Here is a 314-nt window from a genome sequence, read left to right as displayed (position 1 = left end):
TATTAACAATAAAAAAAGACCCTAAAAAGAGTCTTTCCCGAAAAATCTATATATTATAATATAGTTATATTTTCTGCTTGAGGACCTCTAGCACCTTTAACTATATCAAAGCTTACTTCTTGACCTTCTTCTAATGATTTAAATCCTGAAGTTTGTATAGCTGAGAAATGAGCAAATACATCATCTCCACCTTCCATTGATATAAAACCAAATCCTTTTTCATTATTAAACCATTTCACTATTCCATTATTCATTAAAAATACTCCTATTAACCTATATCAAGATATACTTGATTTACTTGTGTATCACCACAA

At 28.3% G+C, this 314-nt stretch carries 1 protein-coding gene; it reads right to left on the bottom strand.

The window, feature by feature from the left end; all coding sequences use genetic code 11:
• Positions 1–53: 53 nt before the first annotated feature.
• Positions 54–254 carry a cold-shock protein gene (locus KGF39_RS19650; protein ID WP_227823598.1) on the bottom strand — a complete coding sequence of 67 codons (201 nt, stop codon included), beginning with the start codon at positions 252–254 and terminating at the stop codon, positions 54–56.
• Between the last annotated feature and the right edge of the window lie 60 nt (positions 255–314).

This window comes from Clostridioides sp. ZZV14-6345 (assembly GCF_020657775.1).
GTDB lineage: Bacteria > Bacillota > Clostridia > Peptostreptococcales > Peptostreptococcaceae > Clostridioides > Clostridioides difficile_D.
Note: the sequence above shows the minus strand (reverse complement) of the source record. Positions and strands in the feature narration are given on the sequence as shown.

Coding starts and splice junctions, on each gene's coding strand:
- KGF39_RS19650 (WP_227823598.1), bottom strand. CDS start 254: ATGAATAATGGAATAGTGAAATGGTTTAATAATGAAAAAGGATTTGGT.